The organism is Hyalangium versicolor (assembly GCF_020103695.1).
Classification (GTDB): Bacteria; Myxococcota; Myxococcia; order Myxococcales; family Myxococcaceae; genus Hyalangium; species Hyalangium versicolor.
The window spans coordinates 22,099-39,719 of the sequence record NZ_JAHXBF010000033.1; the positions used below are offsets into that span (position 1 = coordinate 22,099).

Genomic DNA, 17,621 nt, shown 5'->3' on the forward strand with positions numbered 1-17,621 from the left:
TAACCCTCCGCCGCGCGTGGAGGCAAGCCACCCTTGTGTGTCAGCCGTCCAGATCGTTCACGGCATCCAATTGCGCTGCCAGTGCGGGCTCGGCCGCGATCGCCGTGGCCTGGGCGTGACCGAGGTCCGTGGGATCCACGGCCTCCTGCCTCAGCGCGGCGGCCTCGGCCTCGTCGCGAGGAACGGGGGGCTCCTCCGCCACGGCGGGCTCGACGGGCGCGGCGCGGGGCGGCGCTCCCGGAGGCGGACGCAGCACGGGCCCCGGAGGCGGCAGGCCCGAGTGCCGGCGCGCGGCCTCCAGCAGTGCGTGGTGGTGGCGGTAGCGCGCTTCCACAAGCTTGTGGATGAGGATGGGGCCGCCGGGCACCTTGCGAGCGGTGAGCGCCTGGGTGGCCTTGCGTACCGGGTAGCGCACGCGGCGGATCTGCACGCGCCAGCCCTTGGGCGTGTACGTGAAGATGCCGTAGGCCGGGCGCAGATCTCCATCCCGAGGAATGCCCGCGCTGGCCACGTCCGCGATGATCATCCGCCCCACGCGGCGCCGGTAGGGGAAGTGCAGGTGGCCGAAGGCACAGGCCGCCGCGTCCAGGTGCATGAAGAACTTGCGGACGGACAGCTCGTCCAGCGTCGGGTCCAGCGACTCCTCGAGGTTCTTCGGGTTCGCGTGGCAGACGAAGAGGTCCTGCCCCTTGCGCGGCGTGTAGCGGATGGAGAAGGGCATGGAGCCCAGCATCTTCAGGTGGTTCTCACCCAGCTGGTCCCGCGTCCAGCGCAGCAGCTCCGTCTTCCAGTGGTCCCGCTCGCGGTAGGCGCCGCCCAGGTAGTTGCCCGCGAGGTAACAGTCCGTGTTGCCCATCAGCAGCGCATCACAGCGGTCGGCCAACAGCTCCACCGTCTCGCGCGGGTGGGCACCGCGCAGCGCCAGGTCCCCGGCGGCCACGATGTAGTCGGGCGCCATCCGGTCGATGTCCTCGAGGACCGCCTCGCAGGCTGGGAGATTGCCGTGAATGTCCGCGAGGATCGCGACCCGCATCGTGCGCGTATCCTACCCGGATGCGGCCTCAGGGGCAGCCACGGGAAGAAAAATGACGAAGACACTGCCTACATTGGGCTGGCTCTCCACCTTCACCTCTCCGTCCATGGCTCCCACCAGGTGCTTCACGATGGACAGGCCCAGGCCGGTGCCGCCCATGTCCCGGCTGCGACCTTTGTCCACCCGGTAGAATCGCTCGAAGATACGGGAGAGGTGCTTGGGCTCGATGCCCACTCCGGTGTCCTTGACGCGGACCACGCAGCGCCCGTCCTCCAATGTGCCGAAGAGGTTCACCCGGCCGCCCGCCGGGGTGTACTTCACCGCGTTATCGAGCAGGTTGAGGAGCACCTGCTCGACGGCTCGCTCGTCTCCGAGCGCAGCCAGCTCCGGGGGCACCTGGAGCTCCAGGTGGATGTCCTTGCCCGCGGCCTTGGGCTTGACGGTCTCCGCCGCTCGCGAGGCCGCCACCGCCAGGGGCACGGGGGCGATCTTCAGCTTCAGCTCGCGGGACTCCAGGCGGGATAGCTCCAGCAGATCCTCCACGAGCTCCGAGAGCCGCTCGGACTGGCGGTGGATGATCTCCACCATCTTGGGAGCCATCTCCTGATCCTTCAGGGCGCCGCTCTGGAGCGTCTCGGCATAGCCGCGGATGGCAGTGATGGGGGTGCGCAGCTCGTGGGAGACGTTGGCCACGAAGTCCTTGCGGACCTTCTCCAGGCGCCGCAGCTCCGTCACGTCGTGGAACACGGCGGCGCTGCCGGGCAGATCCTTGCCCAGGGGCGTCACGCGGATGGCCAGGGTGCGGGGGAAGAGCCCCTCCAGCGTGAGCTCCAGGCGGGAAGAGGCCCCGTCGCGGCAGGCGCGCATCACTGCGTCGTTGAGCTCCTCGTTGCGGATGAGGGCCAGGGGACGTTGGCCGATGATGCCCGTGCTGCCCGGTTGGAGCATCTCCCTCAGGGCGTCGTTGTGGCGCACGACGGTGCCGGCGGCGTCGGTGATCCAGATGCCCTCGATCATGCCGTCCAGCACGGCGGTGAGGGTGCGCGCCTCCTGGGTGAGCTGGGAGTTCTGAGCGGTGAGCCGGGCGTGCAGCGAGTCGATGGCGCCCTCGAGGTTCGCCACCTCGTCCAGGGTGTCGTCCTCGGGAGCGGAGGGCAGGGGAGCCGTGCCCTCGGCGCGGACCCGCGTCTTGCGCGCGAGCAGCTGGAGCTGCCGCTCGAAGCTGTCCCGGCTGGCGACGATGACGGTGACGAAGCCCGCGAAGGTGACGAGCGCGGCGGCGATGGCGCTGCCCGGCGTGTCCAGGGCCACCAGCACCACCAGGACCACCATCGCGGACAGCAGGAGCGGGATGATGAGGTTGCGCATGGGCAGACTGGAGCAGGCTCAGGGAGGGTTGAGCTTGTAGCCGACGCCGCGAATGGTCTCGATGATGTCGCCCGCGGGCCCCAGCTTCTCGCGCAGGCGCTTGATGTGCGTGTCCACCGTGCGGGTGTGGATCTCCGCCTGGATGCCCCAGACGTCCGAGAGCAGGACTTCGCGTGTCTGTACCCGGCCGCCGCGCTCCAGGAGCGTGCGCAGCAGCCGGAACTCGAGGGCGGTGAGGATGACCTCCTCGCCCTTCACGCGGACCTGGTGGCGCGAGGTGTCGAGCTGGATCTCGCCCGCGGTGAGCAGCGGGGCCGGGGCTTCTTCCGCATCCGAGCGGCGCAGCACCGCCTTGACTCGAAGCATCAGCTCTCGGACGGAGAAGGGCTTCACCACATAGTCATCCGCTCCGGCCTCGAGGCCCTGGATGCGGTCGGCCTCCTGGCCCTTGGCGCTGACGATGACCACGGGGACCTTGCGCAGCTCCGAGTCGCTCTTGAGCATCCGGAGCACCTCGCTGCCGGCCACATCCGGGAGCATCAGGTCCAGCAGCACCAGGTCCGGTGTCCGCGCGCGGGCCTTGGCGAGGCCTCCCGCGCCGGTGTTCGCCGACTCAGCCTCGAACCCTCCGGCACGCAGGTTGTATTCGATGAGTCCCGCGAGGTCCTGTTCGTCCTCGATGATCAGGATGCGCGCCATGGCCTTCTCCGCCTTCGATGAGATGAAGCCGCGTCACGGCCCCGTCGCGGCGCAGCAGTAGCAGATCCGATTGTGACAGCGAGGTGAAACGATGCGTGGGGGGCTCGGCCGCCTCGCTGCAAGCCCGGGAACCGGGCCAGCACGGGGTCAGAAGGTGGGGTCGCAGTCCACGGTGGTGAGCGTCATGGGCGCGGCGAGCACCTTGTCGTTCAGGCCCGCGTTGACCTCAGGGAGGTAGTTGCAGGAGCTGCCCAGGAAGCGGGCCGGGGTTTCCTTGGAGAGCGCCTCGATGATGAGCGCGTAGTCGCGGCCCACCGGGGCCTCGAAGCTGACGTCCTGCGTGGTGCCGGAGGTGCCGCTCAGGTTCGCCTGGAAGAGCAGTGCACGCTTCTCTCCGCCCTTGGTTCCTTTGAGCATCAGCGGTTCGTCCTGCTTCACCTGCTGCTTCAGGCAGGTCTTCTGCAGCTCTGTGCAGTCGCGCTGCCTTCCGTTGGGGAGCACCACGACCTGGAAGGAGCCCAGCTGATCGGCGACAGCCTTGTCCACGAGGAGGTCCAGCCCGAACGAACCCGAATCGGAGGAGGACGGGTCACCGCACCCGACGGTGAGGGTGAGGGCCAGAGAGACCAGGGCGAACGGGCGGAGGCTCATGGATTGACGCGGATGGTGACGGGAACCTGGCCGCGGTTCTCGGAGGTGGCGATGGCGACACCCGCGGCGGTGCCTCCGATGACGACGGCGCCCACGCCCACCCAGAGCCATGGACTCTTGTACCAGGGGCGCCCAGCACTGGCGGACGCGGGCTGTCCCGCGGACTGCTGCGGCACCACCTGGAAGATGAGGGGATGGAAGGAGTCTCCCCGGCCCGCCAGCCGGCGCTGGGCCGCGTCCGCCACCTCGAAGTAGTACTCCACCTCATAGGGCGTGGCCTCGGAGGGGAGCTCGTAGGCGGGGAGGGTGGTCTGGTACTGATCCTTGCTGCCTCGCACGCGGGAGAAATCCACGGAGCTGTAGGCCTCGTCTCCGGCGCGGCGGAAGAAGAGCTTCGCCTTGGCGCCCAGAGCCATGTCCTCGATGCGCGCGTCCACCAGCACCGGCTCGCCGCCCGTGGGGTCCGGGATGGGGTCCACCTGCAGCGTCACCGGCCGGACGCGCCGGCTCTTGATGTCCTCCTTGATGCGCGCGTACAGCTGCCGCAGCTTCGGAGGTGCGTTGCGCGGAAGCTCGAAGTCCGGCCGGGCCTGGAGCAGCCGCTCGTAGGCCTCTCGGGCTCGGGCCTCGTCCCCCAGGTACAGCGACGCCAGACCGAGCAGGCGGTAGAGCTCCACCAACTGGTCATCCGTGACGTCCGGCGCATCCAGCCCCGCCTGGAGTGTCTTCACCGCCTCCTCGAAGTCCCCCTGCTCGATCTGCTCCTGAGCGCGGACGATCTCCTTGTTGGTGGGACCCAGTTGGAAGAGCGGAGGCTCAGGGAAGAGGGGATGTGCGAACGACAGGGCAGGGCTCAGGAGCCCTCCTACCAGGATGCTGACCAGGCACAGCCACCGACCTTGCATTACCCGGACCGTACCAGAGCGTTATTGGATGGATCCACGGTAGGAGTTCGCCCGGCAGGTGACAGCCAGGTGAATTCCGTGGGGGTTGCGTGAACAACGGCGCGTTGACTTTTGGGGAGCCCCCCTCTATGTTGCGCGCCCTTTTTGCCTGGAAGCCTTGTAGATGGTCGTAAAGATTGAACAAATTCAAGAGACGGGGCTCAAGCTCGACGAGCCCATCGGTCTCGAACTACTCCAAGAGGTGCTGGGAGGGGCCGGCCGTGACACCGGCTTCCGGGCAACCCGGCCCTCGACGCTCCACGCTTCCCTTCGCAAGGTGAGCGGCGGGGTGCTGGTGCAGGGCAACTTCACCGCCCACGTGGCGGCCCCGTGCAAGCGGTGCCTGGTGGACGTGACGTTGGACCTGCCCGTGTCCTTCACCCTCAACCTCGTGCCCGAGTCGCTCGTTCGGGGCGATGACCTGGGGGACAAGGACGAGAAGGACGATCGGGAGCAGGGGGAGACGGCCGGGTCCTTCGAACTGGAGGACGCGGACGAAGAAGTCTTCGATGGGAAGACGATCGATCTGGATCCGATCGTACGTGAGCAGGTATTGCTCGCCCTCCCAATGAACGCGGTCTGTCGTGAGGACTGCAAAGGGCTCTGCGCGCAGTGCGGCCAGAACCTCAACGAGAAGCAGTGTGGTTGCGAGCAGAAGGTCATCGACCCTCGGCTCGCGCCGCTGGCGAACATCAAGCTGAACTAGAGGTGAGTCGTGGGAGTTCCCAAGAAGCGGACTTCGAAGATGCGCCGGGATCGCCGTCGCGCGGCCAACAACAACCTGCGCGCGGCTGTGCAGGTCATCAAGTGCCCCAAGTGCAAGGAGCCGGTGCTTCCGCACCGTGCCTGTGCCGCTTGCGGCACCTATGGTGGTCGTGAAGTCATCGCCACCGAATAGCTGAGGCGTCGGCTGCAGCTCGTCCTCGCGGAGATGGGTGGCGGTAACGCCCCTGTCGCTCCGGTCGGGATAGGTGCGTCGTGCGTGTGCGCTCTCCCGGAGCACCTTGAGGTGCTCACGGGGAGCGTTCGCGTGCGCGCGCTCTTCGGGCATGTCGCCGTCCCAGGTCTGGCAGTCAGGGTTTTCCCCTCTTTGGACGCGCCTCGGGTTCGTCCAGGATGGAGAAGCGTCTGTCTGGCGGTGGCTGCGACCTGGTTCTCGCGGCCATCGATGTTGACGCGATGCATTGCCTAGTCGGAACCTGGCCGCTTGCCCGCCAGAGAGGAAAAAGGGCGACAGGCGAAGCTTTTTCCGATTAGAGAGCCCGCCCGTAGCGTTGTGTTCCGACGACACTCCGGGAGTACCACGTGCCCCTCGCGCAGATCATCGGAACGGGTTCCTACGCGCCCGCCCAAGTCATCACCAATCAGGACCTCGAAAAGATCGTCGATACCTCGGACAAGTGGATCACCGAGCGGACCGGCATCAGGGAGCGCCGCAAGGCTGCTCCCGGCGAGGCGACGAGCGACATGGCGGTCGCCGCGGCCCGTCAGGCGCTCGAGATGTCGGGCACCCGCCCCGAGGATCTCGATCTGATCGTCGTGGGCACCATCACGCCGGACATGCCCATGCCCTCCTGCGCCGTCTTCGTGCAGGCCAAGCTGGGCGCGACGAAGGCCTTCGCCTTCGACGTGGCCGCCGCTTGCGCGGGCTCGGTCTACGCCATCTCGGTGGCGGACCAGTTCATGCGCACGGGGCAGGCGAAGCGGGCGCTCGTCATCGGAGCGGACGTGTTCACCAGCGTGCTCAACTGGTCGGACCGCAACACCTGCGTCCTCTTCGGAGACGGGGCGGGCGCCATGGTGCTCGCTCCGGCCGAGGAGGAGGGGCGGGGCATCCTCTCCACGCGGCTGCGGTCGGACGGCACGCTCGCGGACATCCTCACCATCCCCGCGGGGGGTTCCAAGGAGCCGCTGAACCCGGACAACATCCGCGAGCAGCGCCACAAGGTGGCGATGAACGGGCGTGAGGTCTTCAAGACCGCGGTGCGCGAGCTCACCGGCATCACCCAGGAGGCGCTCAAGGCCCACGGGCTCACGCCCGACCAGGTGGACCACGTCATCGCCCACCAGGCCAACATGCGCATCCTCGAGGCGGTGATGCAGCGCGTCGAGATCCCGATCGAGAAGTGCTGGATCAACCTCGACAAATACGGCAACACGTCGGCCGCCTCGGTGCCCATGGCGCTGGACGAGGCCAACCGGATGGGCCGCCTCAAGCGCGGGGACCTCATCGCCATCATGGCCGTTGGCTCTGGAATGGCGTGGGGCAGCGCGGTGGTGCGGTGGTAGCCGAGGGGCAGTCAGGGAGGGAGTGAGTACACAATGTCGAAGATTGCTTTCGTCTTCCCCGGGCAGGGCAGCCAGAAGGTTGGCATGGGGAAGGACCTGTTCGAGAAGTTCCCCGAGGCCCGTGCCGTCTTCGAGGCGGTGGATGATGCGCTCGGAGAGAAGCTGTCCACCCTCTGCTTCGAGGGGCCCGAGGACTCGCTCAAGCTCACCGCCAACACGCAGCCAGCCATCCTCACGGTGTCCCTGGCCGTGCACGCCATCGTCTCCAAGCGGGTTCCGGAGGCGGCGTTCGTCGCCGGGCACTCGCTGGGGGAGTACTCGGCGCTGGTGGCCGCGGGCGCTCTGACGCTGCAGGATGCGGCCCGGGCGGTGCGCTCGCGCGGCACCTTCATGCAGGAGGCCGTGCCCGCGGGCGTGGGAGCCATGGCCGCCGTGCTGGGGCTGGAGCCCGACAAGGTGAAGGCCGCCTGTGACGCGGCGGCTCAGGGCGAGGTGCTGGCGCCCGCCAACTACAACTCTCCCGAGCAGACGGTCATCGCGGGGCACGCCTCCGCGGTGGCTCGCGCCGAGGCGAAGCTCAAGGAGGCGGGCGCCAAGCGCGTCATGCCCCTTCCGGTGTCCGCGCCCTTCCACTGCGCGCTGATGGATCCGGTGAAGGCCCGGCTGGCCGAGGTGCTCGGCAAGGTGAAGGTGTCCGCGCCCCGCATCCCGGTGGTCACCAACGTGGAGGCGAAGCCCAACGCGGACGTCTCGCGCGTGGTGCCGCTGCTGCTGGAGCAGGTGAGCTCCCCGGTGCGCTGGATCGAGTGCATGGAGGCCCTCAAGGCCGAGGGTGTCACGCGCATCATCGAGCTGGGGCCGGGCAAGGTGCTGGTCGGGCTCGTCAAGCGCATCAGCAAGGACATCGAGACGTTCAACGTGGAGGACTCCGCGAGCCTCGACAAGACGCTTGCGGCTCTGGGGACAGCATGAGCGGCTTCAAGGACAAGGTGGTGCTGGTGACGGGCGGCTCGCGCGGCATCGGCCGGGCGTGCGCGGTGGCCTTCGCCAAAGCGGGTGCGGCCACGGTGGTCATCAACTACGCCGGCAACGAGGCTGCCGCCCAGGAGACGGTCAAGCTCGTGCAGGAAGCCGGCGCCAAGGCCGAGGCGATGAAGTTCGACGTGTCGGACACCGCCGCGTGCTCCTCCGCCGTGGAGAGCATCATCAAGGCACATGGCCGGCTGGACGTGCTCGTCAACAATGCTGGCGTGGCGGTGGACGCCCTGGTCATGCGCGTGAAGGACGAGGACTGGGACAAGCAGCTGGACATCAACTTGAAGGGCGCCTTCGCGCTCATCCGCGCCGCCAGCCGCCCGATGATGAAGCAGCGGGGTGGGGCCATCATCAACCTCACCTCCATCGTCGGCGAGACGGGCAACGGGGGCCAGGCGGCCTACTCCGCTTCCAAGGCGGGCCTCATTGGCTTGACCAAGGCCGTGGCCAAGGAGCTGGCCAGCCGCAACATTCGTGTCAACGCCGTGTCCCCGGGTTTCATCAGCACGGACATGACGAACGTTCTCAACGACGAGCTGCGTAAAAAGCTGGTCGACAGTGTTCCGCTGGCCCGGCTGGGCGCCCCAGAAGAAGTCGCCCAAGCCGTGCTTTTCCTGGCCAGCGATGCGGCCGCCTACATCACCGGAGAAGTTCTGAAGGTGAATGGCGGCATGTACATGTAGCCCAAGGTTGGATTGCTGGCGGGCGTGGGATATACCGCGCCCGCCTTTGACTGGGCCCGGGGAGTACGGCGGGCCCCCACATGGTTCCTGGAGGGTTCACTATCTATGTCGACAACCATCGAAAACAAGGTCAAGTCCATCATCGCCGACCAGCTCGGGGTGGGTGAGGACGAGATCAAGCCCGAGTCCTCCTTCATCGAGGACCTTGGCGCCGACAGCCTCGACATCGTGGAGCTCGTGATGGCGATGGAGGAGGAGTTCGAGGTCGAGATCCCCGACGAAGAGGCGGAGAACATCAAGACCGTCGGCGACGCCATCAACTACATCAACAGCCACAAGAAGTAGGTCAGCAGGCGCGGCCGGGCTGGAGGGACGCTGGCCGCCCAGCGTTCCCGCGGCCGCGCACCGTCGTCGCCGCGCACCCTGTTGGAGAGGATCGTGTCAAACCGTCGAGTCGTCATCACAGGTACCGGGTTGATCACGGCACTGGGTACCGGCACCGAGAAGAACTGGCAGGCGATGCTCGCCGGCAAGTCTGGGATCAACACCATCACGCGCTTCGAGCTGGGTAAGCTCGACACGCGGGTGGCGGGCGAGGTGAAGGACTTCCAGTCCGAGGAGTTCATCGACAAGCGCGAAGCGCGCCGGATGGACCTGTTCTCCCAGTACGCCGTGGCCGCCGCCGAGATGGCCATGCGCGAGAGCGGCCTGCCCATCGGCACGGACAAGCCGAACGGCTACCTGCAGGAGCGCGTGGGCGTCATCGTCGGCTCCGGCATCGGGGGCATCGCCTCGCTCGAGGAGCAGCACAAGAAGGGCCTCGAGAAGGGGTTTGACCGCCTGTCTCCCTTCTTCATCATCCAGATGATCATCAACATGGCGCCCGGTCTGATCTCCATCCGCTATGGAGCCAAGGGCCCCAACTGGTCCCCGGTGTCCGCGTGCGCCACCAGCGCCCACGCCATCGGCGAGGCCTGGAAGTCCATCCGCCTGGGTGAGACGGACGCCGTGATCGCCGGAGGCGCCGAGGCCGCCGTCACCCCGCTGGGCATGGGTGGCTTCTCGGTGATGAAGGCGCTGTCCACCCGGAACGATCCCACCGCGAGCCGTCCCTTCGACAAGGATCGCGATGGCTTCGTGATGGGCGAGGGCGCTGGCATCATCATCCTCGAGGAGATGGAGCACGCGAAGAAGCGCGGCGCCAACATCCTGGCGGAGCTGGTGGGCTACGCGGCCAACTCGGACGCCAACCATGTCACCGCGCCAGCCCCCGAGGGTGAGGGCGCGGCCCGCTGCATGCGCCTGGCCCTGGCCTCCGCGCAGATGAACCCGGACGAGGTGGGCTACATCAACGCTCACGGCACCTCCACCCCGTACAACGACTCCAACGAGACGAAGGCCATCAAGACCGTCTTCGGCGATCACGCTCGGAAGGTGGCGGTGTCCTCCACCAAGTCGATGACCGGGCACATGCTCGGCGCGGCCGGAGGCGCCGAGGCCGTGGTGAGCGTGCTGTCGCTGCTGCGCGGCGTGCTGCCGCCGACGATCAACTACACGACGCCCGATCCCGAGTGCGATCTGGACTACGTGCCGAACCAGCCTCGCGAAGTTCGGATCGATGCGGCGATGAGCAACTCGTTCGGCTTCGGTGGCACCAACGCCGTGCTGCTGTTCCGCCGCTTCAAGTAGAGCGGCTCTGCCGCAGGAGGCTCGCGTGAAGATCATCCTTGCGTCCGACCACGCGGGCCTCGAGCTGCGCCAGGCCCTCAGGGCCGTGCTCCAGGAGAAGAGCCTCGCGTACGACGACGTGGGCCCCACCTCTCCCGAGTCCGTGGACTACCCGGACTTCGCGAAGAAGGTGGCCCGTGCCGTCGCCGCTGGCGAGTACACCTTCGGAGTATTGGTGTGCGGCACGGGCATCGGCATGAGCATCGCGGCCAACAAGTACCGGGGCATCCGCGCCGCGCTCTGCGGCACCGAGTTCGAGGCGCGCATGGCCCGCGAGCACAACGACGCCAACATCCTGTGCCTGGGGCAGCGGGTGATCGGCGCCGGGGTGGCCAAGGGCATTCTGGAGACCTTTCTCACCACCGCGTTCGCGGGCGGCAAGCACGCGAAGCGCGTCCAGCTGATCGCAGAGGCCGAATCAGAGCGTTGATGCGCTGGACGGTCGTACGGCTTTCCTGCCTCGTATCCCTTCGGAGGGAACCATGGAGAACATCCGCACGCTCGCAGAGGTCGATCCCGAGATCGCCCAGGTCATCCGTCACGAGACGGAGCGACAGGAAGAAGGCCTCGAGCTGATCGCCTCGGAGAACTTTGTCAGCCCGGCGGTGATGACGGCCATGGGCTCGGTGCTGACGAACAAGTATGCCGAGGGCTACCCCGGCAAGCGCTACTACGGTGGCTGCGAAGTGGTCGACGTCGCCGAGACGCTCGCCATCAACCGCGTGAAAGAGCTGTTCGGCGCCGATGCCGCCAACGTCCAGGCTCACTCGGGTAGCCAGGCCAACATGGCCGCCTACATGGCGCTGATGAAGCCCGGTGACACCATGCTGTCGCTGGACCTGAACTCGGGCGGCCACCTCACCCACGGCGCGACCTTCAACTTCTCCGGCAAGCTCTACAAGGTCGTCCACTACGGCCTGTCCCGCGACACGGAGACCATCGACTTCGCGCAGGTGTCCTCGCTCGCCAAGGAGCACAAGCCCAAGGTCATCGTCGTGGGCGCCAGCGCCTACCCGCGGACCATCGACTTCGCGAAGTTCCGCGAGATCGCCGACAGCGTGGGCGCGGCGATGATGGTGGACATGGCGCACATCGCCGGCCTCGTCGCCGCCGGAGTGCACCCGTCGCCGGTGCCGCTGGCCGAGTTCGTCACCTCGACCACGCACAAGACGCTTCGTGGCCCTCGCGGTGGTCTGGTGCTGTGCAAGGAGCCGTTCGCCAAGGCCCTCAACAGCCAGATCTTCCCCGGCATCCAGGGTGGGCCGCTGATGCACGTCATCGCCGCCAAGGCCGTGGCCTTCAAGGAGGCGCTTACCCCCGAGTTCAAGGCCTACCAGAAGCAGATCGTCGCCAACGCCAAGGCGCTGGCCGAGGCGCTCCAGAAGGCGGGCCTGCGCCTGTGCTCGGGCGGCACGGACAACCACCTCATGCTGGTGGACCTACGCCCCAAGAAGATCAACGGCAAGGCCGCCGAGGACGTGCTTGGCAAGGCCGGCATCACCGTGAACAAGAACATGATCCCGTTCGATCCGGAGAAGCCGACCACCACCTCGGGTGTTCGGGTGGGCACTCCGGCCCTCACCACGCGCGGCATGAAGGAGGCGGAGATGGCCGTCGTCGGCCAACTCATCGGCGAGGCGCTGGATCACGCCTCGGACGAGGCCCAGCTGTCCCGCATCCGTGGCAAGGTGAAGGAGTTCACGAAGTCCTTTCCCCTCTACGCCTCTCGCCTGAAGTAGGTCACCCCCGTTCCCGATGCGCTGCCCCTTCTGCCAGGACGCCGAGAACAAGGTCATCGACTCGCGTGAGTCGCATGAGGGCTCGGTCATCCGCCGGCGCCGTGAGTGTCTTCAGTGCAAGCGCCGCTTCACCACGTACGAGCGGGTGGAGGAGCTCTACCCGCTCATCGTGAAGAAGGACGGCCGCCGCGAGGCCTTCGATCGGGACAAGATCGTCAGCGGCCTGCAGAAGGCCTGCGAGAAGCGGCCCGTGTCCGCGGACCAGATCGAGCAGACGGTGGGGGACATCGAGCGCCTGCTCCAGGGCATGGGCGAGAAGGAAGTCCCCTCCAGCGTCATCGGCGAAGAGGTGATGAAGCATCTGCGGGCGCTCGATGAGGTGGCCTACGTGCGCTTCGCCTCCGTGTACCGGAGCTTCCGCGACATCGCCGAGTTCATGAACGAGCTGCAGGAGCTCGCCGATCAGTCGAAGGAGGGCCGTCCCAAGCCTCTGCCGGGCAAGGGTGGCCAGCCGTCATGAGGCTGTTGACGCGGGCGCGGTTGAAGGCGAGCAGGGCCCCACGAGCCAAACGAGCTGCTGACTTCGACCGGGCCGTCGCCGAGTTCTTCATGCGCATTGCCCTCGAGGAGGCCGCCAAGGGCCTGGGCCGCACAAGCCCGAACCCAGCGGTGGGCGCGGTGCTCGTGAAGGGCGGGCGGATCATTGCTCGGGGCTTCACCCAGCCCGCGGGTCAGGCTCACGCAGAGGTCATGGCGCTGGCGGCCGCTGGGACTCGGGCGCGCGGCGCGGACCTCTACACCACGCTCGAGCCGTGCAATCACTACGGGCGCACCCCTCCGTGCACCCTGGCCATCCTCGAGGCCGGGGTACGCCGCGTCATCAGCGCCGTGGGCGATCCGAACCCGCAGGTGAACGGCAAGGGCATCGCCCGGATGCGGCGGGCCGGCGTCGAGGTGCTCACCGGCGTCCTCGAGGAAGAAGCGGCGACGCTCAATCGGGCCTTCTTCAAGGTCATCCGCACGGGCATGCCCTACGTCACGCTCAAGGCGGCGGTGACGCTGGACGGCAAGCTCGCCACGGCCAACGGGGACTCGCGCTGGGTGACGGGAGAGCCGGCTCGCGCCTGGGTCCATCAACTGCGCAACCGGGTGGATGTCATCCTCGTGGGTGCCAACACCGTGCGTCGGGACGACCCGAAGCTCACCACGCGCCTCCCCGGCGGCAAGGGCCGCGACCCGATGCGGGTGGTGGTGGACTCGCACCTGAGCCTGAAGCCCTCGGCCACCGTCTTCACCCAGCGCTCCTCGGCGAAGACGGTGCTGGCCACGGTGGAGGATCCCACGGGCCGCAGGGCGCGCCGCTTCACCGAGCAGGGCGTCGAGGTGTGGCAGGTGCGCGAGAAGCGCGGCCGCGTGGACCTGAAGGCCCTGATGGCCCGCCTCTCCCTCGGCGGCTTCAACCACGTGCTCGTGGAGGGCGGGGCGGAGATCTACGGCTCCTTCCTTCGCGAGCGGCTCGCCGACGAGCTGGCCCTGTTCCTGGCTCCCAAGCTCATTGGCAGCCAGGGGCTCTCCTGGTCGGGTGATCTCGGGGTGAAGATGATGTCCGCGGCCCTCTCTCTGAAGAACGTCACCTACGAGCAGCTAGGAGATGATCTTCTCCTCCAGGCACGGCTCTGAAGAGTTCGTTATAAGCTCCGCCGATGTTCACCGGTCTCGTTCAAGATGTAGGTGTGGTCGAGCGGGTCGTCCCGGGTGGGATGACGGACCTGTGGATCCGCACCGTGCTCGGGGCAGGCAGCTTCGCTCTCGGTGAGTCCATCTCCGTGGACGGCGCCTGCCTCACAGTGGTGGAGCGGGGTGGGGACACCTTCAAGGTCCAGGCGGCTCCGGAGACGCTGCGCCGCACGACGATGGGCGAGCTGCGCCCCGGTTCCAAGGTGAACCTGGAGCGGGCGCTGGCGCTGGGAGATCGGCTGGGCGGGCACCTCGTCGCCGGCCACGTGGATGCGGTGAGCGAGGTGCTGGAGACGCGGCCCGAGGGCGGCTCGTGGGTGATGGCGTTCCGCCTGCCCACGGACCTGGCGCCCTACTTCATCGAGAAGGGCTCGGTGGCGGTGGATGGCATCAGCCTCACCGTCAACGCGGTGCTCCCGGACCGGTTCACCGTGCAACTCATTCCGGAGACACAAGCTCGCACCACCCTGCAGGGCAAGGGGGTGGGCTCGCGGGTGAACCTGGAAGCCGACATGATCGGCAAGTATGTGGTGCGGCTGGTCTCGCTGCGCCAGGGCCCGAGTGCCGGGCTGACCGAGGACGTGCTGAAGGCGGCCGGCTTCGGGACGAAAGGGTAGAGGAGCGAAGTCATGGCGCGCAGCACGAAGGGCACGAACGTCATCGAGTTGGTCGAGCGGGCGCTGGCGGAGATCCGCAAGGGCCGCATGGTCATCCTCACCGATGACGAGGATCGCGAGAACGAGGGCGACCTCGTCATGGCCGCCGAGAAGGTCACTCCCGAGGCCATCAACTTCATGGCCACCCACGGGCGAGGCCTCATCTGCCTGGCGCTCACCGAGGACCGCATCCGCCGGCTGAACCTGCCCCTCATGGTGCAGGACAACACCTCGCCCTTCCAGACGGCCTTCACCGTCTCCATCGAGGCGGCGCGCGGCGTCACCACCGGCATCTCCGCCGCGGACCGGGCCCGCACCGTCCTGGCGGCGGTGGCTCCCAACGCGAAGCCGGGCGACCTGGTGCGCCCCGGCCACATCTTCCCCCTCCGCGCCCGTGAGGGCGGCGTGCTGGTTCGCACCGGTCAGACCGAGGGCAGCGTGGATCTGGCGCGCATGGCCGGGCTGTCTCCGTCCGGCGTCATCTGCGAGATCATGAAGCCCGACGGCACCATGGCCCGCAGGCCGGACCTGGTGAAGTTCGCTCGCAAGCACAAGCTGGTGCTGCTGTCCGTGGCGGACATCATCCGCTACCGGCTGGAGCGCGAGCGCCTGGTCAAGCGCATCACCACCGCCACCGTCGAGCGCCGGGGCGCGGGCTCGTTCCAGGCCTACACCTATGGCAGTGACGTGGACTCCGCAGTCCACGTGGCCCTGGTGAAGGGCGATATCCGCGGCAAGGAACCCGTGCTCACCCGAGTCCACCGCGCCTGTCTCATGGGCGATATGTTGGGCAGCAGCCAGTGTGCCTGTGGCAGCCAGCTCGAGCAGGCCTTCCAACAGATTCAGGCCGCCGGGCGGGGGGTCATCATCTACCTCCAGAAGGACGTCCCGGCGCAGGCCCGGCTCCAGTGCACCCACGTCTCCAATGAGGAGCATGTCCAGGGCAAGCCGGACCAGACGCGCCTGCGCGAGTTCGGCGTGGGAGCGCAGATCCTCAAGGACCTGGGGCTGACCCGGCTGCGTCTGCTCACCAACAACCCCAAGAAGATCGTGGGTCTGGAGAGCTACTCGCTGGAGGTGGTGGAGCAGATCCCCCTCTCCCGCGAGGAGGCCCCCCAGCGGATGGCGGCACGCACTCCCCGTCGTCGGCGTGACAAGTCGTGAAGACGCGGGCCGTGCCGCTGGTGTAGGAAGGTTCCATGCCTCGCTACATCGAAGGTGACTTTCTGCCCCCCAAGGGCCGCTTCGCCATCTGCGTTGCCCGCTTCAACGCGTTCATCACCGAGGAGCTCGTCAAGGGCGCGGTGGATTCGCTCGTGCGCCACGGCGTCGCGGATGGGGACATCGACGTCTACCGCTGCCCCGGCACCTATGAGCTGCCCGGGCTGACGCGCCGTGTTGTGGACACGCAGAACTACGCAGGCGTCATCACCCTGGGCGCCGTCATCCGCGGCGGCACGCCCCACTTCGACTATGTGGCCGGCGAGTGCTCCAAGGGCATCGGCTCGGTGGCCTTCAGCGCGGCGGCGCTGGCCCGGCCCGTGTCCGTCACCTTCGGCGTGCTCACGTGTGACACCGTGGAGCAGGCCATCGATCGGGCCGGGGTGAAGGCCGGCAACAAGGGCTCCGATGCGGCCATGGCCTGTCTGGAGATGGTCAACCTCTACGCGAAGATGACGGAAGGAAAGAGGGGGTAGCTCATGGGGGCGCGCAGAACCGGGCGCGAGCGCGCATTGCAGGCGCTCTACCAACTGGAGATGGCCGAGGGCACATCGTCCTCCGAGGCGCTCGCGTCCGCGTGGGCCGCCTCCGCCGAGGAGGGCAAGCCGGACCCTGATGCCGTCAAGTTCGCCCAGGAACTCGTGGACGGCGTCCGGACGAACCAGGCCGAGATCGATCAGCTCATCGAGAAGCACAGCCACAACTGGCGGCTGGATCGCATGTCCCGCATCGATCGCAACGTGCTGCGCCTGGGCGTCTTCGAGCTCAAGTACCGCCCGGACATCCCCAAGAAGGTCTCCATCAACGAGGCCGTGGAACTGGGCAAGAACTTCGGCACCGAGGAGTCCAGCGCCTTCGTCAACGGCCTGCTCGACCGCGTCGCGGTCGCCCTGGGTAAGCCGTGAGCGTGACGACCTATGAAGTAGGCCTCGACGGCCTGGATGCCCTCACCGGGGTGGACGCCCTCTGCCTCTTCGTGGCCGAAGATGACCGGCCCCTGCCCGGTACCGCCGGGTATGTGGACTGGCGGCTGTGCGGGGCCCTGTCTCGCGTGCTCAAGCAGGGGTTCTTCACCGGGGTGAAGAGCGACTGGCTCCTGCTGCCCTCGGACGGGCGCCTCCCCGTCCCGCGCATCTTCGCCGTGGGGCTGGGGGCTCGGAAGAACCTGGATGCGGGCGCCCTGGGCGCCGCCCTGGCCAACGCCGCCCAGGTGCTGGAGAAGGCCAAGGTCGAGTCCGTCGCCCTGGAACTCCCCGGGAACGGCAAGGTGGACGAGGCCGCCCAGTCCCAGGCCCTCCAGCAGCACTTCCTGCCGGGCTTCAAGGGGAAGCGCGTCACCATCCTGGCCGACAAGGGGCTGGCGAAGCTCCTCCCAGTGCGCAAATCCTGACGTCCGGTAGGCCGAGGACTCTCCCACCCGTCGGGCTTCTGATAACCTTCCCGGGCCCATGGGTTTCAAGGTCCTGATCGTGGAGGATTCCAAGGCGTCGGGCGCGTTCATCGCCGCGGCGGTGGAGTCCGTCCCGGGCGTCGAGGCCATCAACGCTCAAGGCGGTTTCGACGCGCTCAAGCTGCTGCCGCGTCACCGCTTCGATCTCATCATCACCGACATCAACATGCCCGACATCAACGGGCTGGAGCTGATCAACTTCGTCAAGAAGAACCCCAACTACCGCGAGACGCCCCTCTTCATCATCACTACCGAGGGGCGTGACCAGGACAGGCAGCGGGGCATGGCGCTCGGGGCCGCGGAGTACCTGGTCAAGCCCATCCAGACGCAGAGCCTCACCACGCTCCTGCGCAAGTACCTGAAGCTGGCTTGAGCCGGAGAGCACTGC

22 protein-coding genes are annotated in these 17,621 nt (G+C 67.5%); 17 read left to right on the plus strand and 5 right to left on the minus strand.

What is annotated here, in order from left to right:
- Positions 1–40: 40 nt before the first annotated feature.
- From KY501_RS44800 to KY501_RS44820, 5 genes are all read right to left on the minus strand, one after another.
- Complete coding sequence (locus KY501_RS44800) at positions 41–1,033, minus strand: metallophosphoesterase family protein (RefSeq protein ID WP_224370766.1); 993 nt, start codon at positions 1,031–1,033, stop codon at positions 41–43.
- A 12-nt stretch (positions 1,034–1,045) separates the two neighbouring features.
- Entirely contained in the window at positions 1,046–2,407 is a 1,362-nt protein-coding gene (locus KY501_RS44805) for a sensor histidine kinase (RefSeq protein ID WP_224370918.1), read from the minus strand.
- Between the two features lie 12 nt (positions 2,408–2,419).
- Positions 2,420–3,100 carry a response regulator gene (locus KY501_RS44810; RefSeq protein ID WP_224370768.1) on the minus strand — a complete coding sequence of 227 codons (681 nt, stop codon included), beginning with the start codon at positions 3,098–3,100 and terminating at the stop codon, positions 2,420–2,422.
- A 147-nt stretch (positions 3,101–3,247) separates the two neighbouring features.
- Entirely contained in the window at positions 3,248–3,751 is a 504-nt protein-coding gene (locus KY501_RS44815; RefSeq protein WP_224370770.1) for a hypothetical protein, read from the minus strand.
- Entirely contained in the window at positions 3,748–4,656 is a 909-nt protein-coding gene (locus tag KY501_RS44820) for a tetratricopeptide repeat protein (protein ID WP_224370772.1), read from the minus strand. Before KY501_RS44820 ends, KY501_RS44815 begins: the two co-directional genes overlap by 4 nt.
- A 163-nt stretch (positions 4,657–4,819) precedes the next feature.
- Between KY501_RS44820 and KY501_RS44825 the strand changes: the two genes are divergently transcribed.
- The 17 genes from KY501_RS44825 (at position 4,820) to KY501_RS44905 (ending at position 17,606) form a co-directional block, all read left to right on the plus strand.
- Positions 4,820–5,401: a YceD family protein gene (locus tag KY501_RS44825; RefSeq protein ID WP_224370774.1), complete on the plus strand. Its 582-nt coding sequence runs from the start codon at positions 4,820–4,822 to the stop codon at positions 5,399–5,401.
- A gap of 9 nt (positions 5,402–5,410) precedes the next feature.
- A complete protein-coding gene (gene rpmF / locus KY501_RS44830; protein ID WP_224370776.1) occupies positions 5,411–5,593 on the plus strand; it encodes a 50S ribosomal protein L32 in 183 nt (60 codons plus the stop codon).
- A 407-nt stretch (positions 5,594–6,000) separates the two neighbouring features.
- The gene (locus tag KY501_RS44835; RefSeq protein ID WP_224370778.1) at positions 6,001–6,984 is read left to right on the plus strand and encodes a beta-ketoacyl-ACP synthase III; all 984 of its coding nucleotides are present in this window, start codon (positions 6,001–6,003) and stop codon (positions 6,982–6,984) included.
- 33 nt (positions 6,985–7,017) lie between these two features.
- Positions 7,018–7,956 carry an ACP S-malonyltransferase gene (gene fabD, locus KY501_RS44840; RefSeq protein ID WP_224370780.1) on the plus strand — a complete coding sequence of 313 codons (939 nt, stop codon included), beginning with the start codon at positions 7,018–7,020 and terminating at the stop codon, positions 7,954–7,956.
- The gene (fabG, locus tag KY501_RS44845; RefSeq protein ID WP_224370782.1) at positions 7,953–8,702 is read left to right on the plus strand and encodes a 3-oxoacyl-[acyl-carrier-protein] reductase; all 750 of its coding nucleotides are present in this window, start codon (positions 7,953–7,955) and stop codon (positions 8,700–8,702) included. The genes fabD and fabG overlap by 4 nt, the downstream gene beginning before the upstream one ends.
- A gap of 105 nt (positions 8,703–8,807) precedes the next feature.
- Positions 8,808–9,047 (plus strand): acyl carrier protein, encoded by a 240-nt coding sequence (gene acpP, locus KY501_RS44850; RefSeq protein ID WP_224370784.1) that lies wholly within the window; start codon positions 8,808–8,810, stop codon positions 9,045–9,047.
- A 93-nt stretch (positions 9,048–9,140) separates the two neighbouring features.
- Positions 9,141–10,391: a beta-ketoacyl-ACP synthase II gene (fabF, locus tag KY501_RS44855; protein ID WP_224370786.1), complete on the plus strand. Its 1,251-nt coding sequence runs from the start codon at positions 9,141–9,143 to the stop codon at positions 10,389–10,391.
- A 25-nt stretch (positions 10,392–10,416) separates the two neighbouring features.
- Positions 10,417–10,860, plus strand: a complete 444-nt coding sequence (gene rpiB / locus KY501_RS44860) for a ribose 5-phosphate isomerase B (RefSeq protein WP_224370788.1) — start codon at positions 10,417–10,419, stop codon at positions 10,858–10,860.
- A 52-nt stretch (positions 10,861–10,912) separates the two neighbouring features.
- Positions 10,913–12,169: a serine hydroxymethyltransferase gene (gene glyA / locus KY501_RS44865; protein WP_224370790.1), complete on the plus strand. Its 1,257-nt coding sequence runs from the start codon at positions 10,913–10,915 to the stop codon at positions 12,167–12,169.
- Between the two features lie 16 nt (positions 12,170–12,185).
- Positions 12,186–12,689 (plus strand): transcriptional regulator NrdR, encoded by a 504-nt coding sequence (nrdR, locus tag KY501_RS44870; protein WP_224370792.1) that lies wholly within the window; start codon positions 12,186–12,188, stop codon positions 12,687–12,689.
- A complete protein-coding gene (gene ribD / locus KY501_RS44875; RefSeq protein ID WP_224370793.1) occupies positions 12,686–13,849 on the plus strand; it encodes a bifunctional diaminohydroxyphosphoribosylaminopyrimidine deaminase/5-amino-6-(5-phosphoribosylamino)uracil reductase RibD in 1,164 nt (387 codons plus the stop codon). Before nrdR ends, ribD begins: the two co-directional genes overlap by 4 nt.
- 23 nt (positions 13,850–13,872) lie before the next feature.
- Entirely contained in the window at positions 13,873–14,523 is a 651-nt protein-coding gene (locus KY501_RS44880; protein ID WP_224370795.1) for a riboflavin synthase, read from the plus strand.
- Between the two features lie 12 nt (positions 14,524–14,535).
- Positions 14,536–15,726, plus strand: a complete 1,191-nt coding sequence (gene ribB, locus KY501_RS44885; protein WP_224370797.1) for a 3,4-dihydroxy-2-butanone-4-phosphate synthase — start codon at positions 14,536–14,538, stop codon at positions 15,724–15,726.
- Between the two features lie 35 nt (positions 15,727–15,761).
- Complete coding sequence (gene ribH, locus KY501_RS44890) at positions 15,762–16,259, plus strand: 6,7-dimethyl-8-ribityllumazine synthase (protein WP_224370798.1); 498 nt, start codon at positions 15,762–15,764, stop codon at positions 16,257–16,259.
- A gap of 3 nt (positions 16,260–16,262) precedes the next feature.
- Positions 16,263–16,688 carry a transcription antitermination factor NusB gene (gene nusB / locus KY501_RS44895; protein ID WP_224370800.1) on the plus strand — a complete coding sequence of 142 codons (426 nt, stop codon included), beginning with the start codon at positions 16,263–16,265 and terminating at the stop codon, positions 16,686–16,688.
- Positions 16,685–17,173: a M17 family peptidase N-terminal domain-containing protein gene (locus KY501_RS44900; protein WP_224370802.1), complete on the plus strand. Its 489-nt coding sequence runs from the start codon at positions 16,685–16,687 to the stop codon at positions 17,171–17,173. The genes nusB and KY501_RS44900 overlap by 4 nt, the downstream gene beginning before the upstream one ends.
- A gap of 58 nt (positions 17,174–17,231) precedes the next feature.
- Positions 17,232–17,606, plus strand: coding sequence for a response regulator (locus tag KY501_RS44905; RefSeq protein WP_224370804.1), 375 nt, complete (start codon positions 17,232–17,234; stop codon positions 17,604–17,606).
- Positions 17,607–17,621 lie beyond the last annotated feature (15 nt).

Excerpts from the sequence above, each read along its gene's own strand:
- KY501_RS44815 (WP_224370770.1), bottom strand. The coding sequence starts at position 3,751 with ATGAGCCTCCGCCCGTTCGCCCTGGTCTCTCTGGCCCTCACCCTCACC.
- glyA (WP_224370790.1), top strand. The coding sequence starts at position 10,913 with ATGGAGAACATCCGCACGCTCGCAGAGGTCGATCCCGAGATCGCCCAG.
- KY501_RS44820 (WP_224370772.1), bottom strand. The coding sequence starts at position 4,656 with ATGCAAGGTCGGTGGCTGTGCCTGGTCAGCATCCTGGTAGGAGGGCTC.
- KY501_RS44810 (WP_224370768.1), bottom strand. The coding sequence starts at position 3,100 with ATGGCGCGCATCCTGATCATCGAGGACGAACAGGACCTCGCGGGACTC.
- KY501_RS44825 (WP_224370774.1), top strand. The coding sequence starts at position 4,820 with ATGGTCGTAAAGATTGAACAAATTCAAGAGACGGGGCTCAAGCTCGAC.
- nrdR (WP_224370792.1), top strand. The coding sequence starts at position 12,186 with ATGCGCTGCCCCTTCTGCCAGGACGCCGAGAACAAGGTCATCGACTCG.
- ribH (WP_224370798.1), top strand. The coding sequence starts at position 15,762 with ATGCCTCGCTACATCGAAGGTGACTTTCTGCCCCCCAAGGGCCGCTTC.
- KY501_RS44800 (WP_224370766.1), bottom strand. The coding sequence starts at position 1,033 with ATGCGGGTCGCGATCCTCGCGGACATTCACGGCAATCTCCCAGCCTGC.
- ribD (WP_224370793.1), top strand. The coding sequence starts at position 12,686 with ATGAGGCTGTTGACGCGGGCGCGGTTGAAGGCGAGCAGGGCCCCACGA.
- ribB (WP_224370797.1), top strand. The coding sequence starts at position 14,536 with ATGGCGCGCAGCACGAAGGGCACGAACGTCATCGAGTTGGTCGAGCGG.
- KY501_RS44905 (WP_224370804.1), top strand. The coding sequence starts at position 17,232 with ATGGGTTTCAAGGTCCTGATCGTGGAGGATTCCAAGGCGTCGGGCGCG.
- acpP (WP_224370784.1), top strand. The coding sequence starts at position 8,808 with ATGTCGACAACCATCGAAAACAAGGTCAAGTCCATCATCGCCGACCAG.
- KY501_RS44880 (WP_224370795.1), top strand. The coding sequence starts at position 13,873 with ATGTTCACCGGTCTCGTTCAAGATGTAGGTGTGGTCGAGCGGGTCGTC.
- fabD (WP_224370780.1), top strand. The coding sequence starts at position 7,018 with ATGTCGAAGATTGCTTTCGTCTTCCCCGGGCAGGGCAGCCAGAAGGTT.
- fabG (WP_224370782.1), top strand. The coding sequence starts at position 7,953 with ATGAGCGGCTTCAAGGACAAGGTGGTGCTGGTGACGGGCGGCTCGCGC.
- nusB (WP_224370800.1), top strand. The coding sequence starts at position 16,263 with ATGGGGGCGCGCAGAACCGGGCGCGAGCGCGCATTGCAGGCGCTCTAC.